This window comes from Bacillus sp. SG-1 (assembly GCF_000181495.1).
Lineage (GTDB): Bacteria > Bacillota > Bacilli > Bacillales > Bacillaceae_B > Rossellomorea.
Window position 1 is genome coordinate 1 of record NZ_ABCF01000120.1, and the last position, 4,032, is coordinate 4,032.

Here is a 4,032-nt window from a genome sequence, read left to right on the forward strand (position 1 = left end):
TCGAACGAGATGCAGAAGAAGCTGGTCAAGATATTGAAGAGGCAGCAGAAGATGCAGGTGATGCAATAGACGATGCTACGCAATCAACAGAGGAAGAAATAGAGGAAGAAGCGAATGAAGCTTTGGATGAAGCAGAAGAGGAATTGAACGAAGAAGAATAAGCAAATGCCATATAAAATCAAAGCGTCTGTCCTATGCAGACGCTTTTTTATGCTTTTTATACGTATTAAGGGTTAAAGACATGCCGATACTGCTACTGTCGATTGATGGCTTCCATGGTCAAAATACAAAAAAGGGCGGTATCATCATGAAAAGGGTTTTTCTATTCCTGATTTCTGCAGTAGTGGTGACATTTGCTGTATTCAGCCTTTATCCTTCTTATATCAATTCTCCTGCACCCTCTCATAAAGAGGATGGCCACATTGATGAAGCGGCCGTTTTTTCAGAGGTCATAGAGAAGAAGTCATTTGAAGATGAGACCACACACTATTTAGAAAAAGTGGCTTTCGATTATATGATGCCGGATATCGAAATCAAACCAAGTGAAATACACAGTGACAGTTTTGTAATTGTGGGGATCGGGGACTCGCTGACACTTGGGACAGGAAGTGAAGGGACAAAAGGCTATTTAGACCTTATAAAAAGGTACTATGAGAAACAAACTGACCAAGTAGTGCTGGTCAATCACGGTGTGTACGGTGCACAGGCCAGCCATTTAATCAAGATGCTCGATGATCCTAATATGCAGAAAGATATCGAACAGGCGGATGTACTGTTCATGACTCTTGGGGGAAATGACTTGGTGTCCATCTTTAACCACAACTTCGCACACCTGACCATAGGTGATTTTATCAAGGGAGAAGAGAGCTTCAAGTCGGATCTTCGCAAAATAATGTCTACCATCCGTATCTTGAATGAAGATGTGCCGGTATACTTTGTCGGTATCTTCAATCCGGTTTTTGAATCTCTGGCAGAGGTAAAAGAATTGGATGAAATTATCAGTTCATGGAATATAGCGACGAAAAATCTACTGGAAATGTACCCTAATACTACGTTCATTTCAATTCAGCACCTGTTTGAAGAAGATACGAACCTTTATTTATCGGAAGATCTTTTTCATCCCAATGATGAAGGGTATGAACGGATCGGCAAGGAAGTTATTTCTAGAACAGAGGAGCTATTGATGGTCCAGAGAAACCCCTTGTGATTGCATTTTTAGCACACCTGACATATAGTGTAGTGAAATAAAAGATCATCGTGGAGGTGTATGACTTGGAAAGGCCTGGTGTTGATGACTATTTGCAGCAGGGAATGTACGGACAGAAGCAGACGAAACCGGATGAGCGCCGCAAGTTTTTGGGGACCATACGGGAACGGATCGTATTTGCCCTGGTGCAGAAGCAAGTAAGAAAAAAGGGGATATTGCCACAGGCAGAATCACTAATGAGAGAAAATAAAGAAGCTCACCTCTACCTGAACGGGAATATGAGCTATTCGTACCTTTCGAAATATATTAAAATGGCAGAAAAATATGGAATTCACTATACAATGGTGACAAACAAAGAGCACAATTCGGATATTGGACTGGTGTTTGCTTACGGCCACGCCATTGATAAAAAAGAGATTTATATTGATGAAAAGGCAAAGCCCCAGCCTTCTGTACCCCAAACCAAAAAGAAATCATTCTTCGCTAAATTGTTCAAATAAAACCGGATGACCACGTGGACCATCCGGTTTTTTGAGGGCAGTTCCCGAGATGAACCATCACCCGGAGACTGCTTTTTTTCTTGGCTGAAAGGGCTTTTCACTTATTAAACGATCGTTACGCACCAGTTTTTGTTGAGTCCGGAGAAAACATTTTCTGCTTGAAAAGCCACTTAAGAATTACCGGTACTGCAAAGAGGATGAACAAAATCCGGAAAAGGTGGTATCCGGTTATGATTGATAAGTCAGCGTGCAGTGCCTGCCCGACAAGAGCCATTTCGGCCATCCCGCCCGGAGCCATACTCAGAAACGAAGTAATGAACGTAATATCGTGAGAGGCCATAAGGATTGCCCCCAGTCCAAAGGTGAACGCGATCAGAATAACGGACGTGGCTAGGGTCAGGCCGATGAATTTTGAAAGAGACCCGGAATCTTCAAACTTCATCATTTTACTGAAGTAAATCCCCAGTAATATTTGGGCAGCGATGATAGCAGCATCCGGCATATGTGGAGCCGCAATACCGGAAGCAGACAAAATACCGATGCCGAGAATGGGACCTAATAGGGTAGGCGTCGGAAGCTTCAGCTTAACAGCGAGGACAGCTGATAGTACAGCCATACCGGATAAGATAAGCAGCGGCAGGCTCAGGTAGAAGTCGACTGCTGCCGGCGCAGAGACCACGCCGTCTTTATCTCCTTGGAAAACCGGACTGAACGCCATGAAAGGCACGATGAAGATGACGGAAACCAAACGGATGACTTGGATGATCGTTACTACGGTAACATCAATATCCTCCAGCTCTTCGCCGAGAACGACCATCTGTGATAATCCGCCCGGAATACACCCGGTAATGGTCGACCTTAAATTGACCCCCGTCAGTTTAGTAATCAAAAGGGCCAACACGCTGCTGAATAATAGAAGCAGGACTGTAAGAAATAACATCCAGGGCAGCTGTTGAACAATTTCGATAGCGGTGTCCCTCGAAAAAGACTGACCAATGGTATACCCGACAATAATGAGCCCGGTGTTCCTGAAAATCGGCGGCCAGTAGACTTTAAAAGAAGTCATTTTTTCAACTGCAAACACGGCAGTCATGGAGCCGAGCAGCCACGCCAATGGAATGTGAAGAAGACTGAACACCATGCCCCCGATACTGCCGATGAGGATGGTATATAAAATTTTTATGAACATTGAATCCCTTCTTTTATAAAGGCTGTTTTTGTATGGATTGTTGCTTTCGGAAAAATCCCTAGTGCAGGATTTTTCCCCTGGTTTCTAGGTTTTTCTCTATGAACAGGGAGAGTAGCTCTTTTCTTCCTTGCTTACCAGGATAATTTGTGTGATTGATGTCTGTATTTTTCGAAATTCATATTAAATAGCAACAAAGTTTAAGAAAAGAGCCTTTATAAACGTAACTTGGATGGCTTTCGGAGTTGGTGAGTAATTGAAATGGCAGGAGAAACGCCAACAACCCGCCGAAAGGGTTTTGATGAAATTAAGCTTACCACTAAATAATGGAAAGAAAAAGCCGTCTGCTTAGAGATCCTGGCAGACGGACTTCTTCGTTATTTTAAGTTCAAAAACCTTTCGGGATCAAACTCTTCCCCTTCAGCAACGATAGCTGTCATCCCGGTGTCAGAACCGGATTCATGTTCTTCACCGGTTTCCCAAAATACAGCTGTCCCTTTTTCAACAGGTATTTTTTCTCCGCCTTCAACCCGTACCCAGCCGCTTCCGTCCGTAACGATGAACAGCTGCGGGCACATGGCTTTGTGCATGCCGAGGATACTGTTCCGGTCAAGGTACATACAGCCGATCTGGAATGGCTTCTCTGACTTAACAAGGGGGTGAATGACAGCGCCCTTGCTGTCAAAGCGGTCAATGACTTTTCCGTCCTGTTGATAATATGTAAAAATTTTCATGGTAATCACCTCACCTTCCAATTCGCCAATTCTATAACTAATCCTTCTATATTAATGAAGAAACTCATCCACAACTTATACTTTTGGGCAAAAAAGAACATCATGATAGAATGAAGGCCGGCAGGATGGGGAAATTAGGGGCTTTAGTACATTAACGCACCAAAAGGGACAGTCCCTCTTAGTGGTTTAACGCGTTAAACAGAAAAAGTTTTAAATAACAGCGAAATGACGGCACTTAGTTGCCTTTTTGGCTGAAATTTTGATATTATCAATAGTATTGCTAGTGTTCGAAAAATTGCGGAGGTGAAAGAGTATGTCAAGAATCTCAGAAGATCAAGTAAAGCATGTGGCTCACCTTGCCCGGCTTGCGATTACAGACGAAGAAGCACAAAAGTTCACGACTCA

At 43.3% G+C, this 4,032-nt stretch carries 5 protein-coding genes; 3 read left to right on the plus strand and 2 right to left on the minus strand.

Annotated elements, in window-relative coordinates; all coding sequences use genetic code 11:
• Positions 1-241 precede the first annotated feature (241 nt).
• Together BSG1_RS18800 and BSG1_RS18805 are read left to right on the plus strand one after the other, a co-directional pair.
• Positions 242-1,207: a GDSL-type esterase/lipase family protein gene (locus tag BSG1_RS18800; RefSeq protein WP_006838823.1), complete on the plus strand. Its 966-nt coding sequence runs from the start codon at positions 242-244 to the stop codon at positions 1,205-1,207.
• Positions 1,208-1,311: 104 nt separating this feature from the next.
• Positions 1,312-1,707 (plus strand): YueI family protein, encoded by a 396-nt coding sequence (locus tag BSG1_RS18805; protein WP_044023189.1) that lies wholly within the window; start codon positions 1,312-1,314, stop codon positions 1,705-1,707.
• 115 nt (positions 1,708-1,822) lie between these two features.
• On the opposite strand, the gene BSG1_RS18810 is transcribed toward BSG1_RS18805, so the two are convergent.
• The gene (locus BSG1_RS18810) at positions 1,823-2,896 is read right to left on the minus strand and encodes an AbrB family transcriptional regulator (RefSeq protein WP_006838825.1); all 1,074 of its coding nucleotides are present in this window, start codon (positions 2,894-2,896) and stop codon (positions 1,823-1,825) included.
• 374 nt (positions 2,897-3,270) lie between these two features.
• Positions 3,271-3,627, minus strand: coding sequence for a cupin domain-containing protein (locus tag BSG1_RS18815; protein ID WP_044023188.1), 357 nt, complete (start codon positions 3,625-3,627; stop codon positions 3,271-3,273).
• A gap of 313 nt (positions 3,628-3,940) precedes the next feature.
• Here BSG1_RS18815 and BSG1_RS18820 point away from each other — a divergent pair.
• A partial coding sequence (locus tag BSG1_RS18820; RefSeq protein ID WP_006838827.1) for an Asp-tRNA(Asn)/Glu-tRNA(Gln) amidotransferase subunit GatC occupies positions 3,941-4,032 on the plus strand: 92 nt, incomplete at its 3' end.

Bases quoted from the DNA above. Each gene is read 5' to 3' on its own strand.
- BSG1_RS18800 (WP_006838823.1), top strand. From the start codon at position 242: ATGCCGATACTGCTACTGTCGATTGATGGCTTCCATGGTCAAAATACA.
- BSG1_RS18805 (WP_044023189.1), top strand. From the start codon at position 1,312: ATGTACGGACAGAAGCAGACGAAACCGGATGAGCGCCGCAAGTTTTTG.
- BSG1_RS18810 (WP_006838825.1), bottom strand. From the start codon at position 2,896: ATGTTCATAAAAATTTTATATACCATCCTCATCGGCAGTATCGGGGGC.
- BSG1_RS18815 (WP_044023188.1), bottom strand. From the start codon at position 3,627: ATGAAAATTTTTACATATTATCAACAGGACGGAAAAGTCATTGACCGC.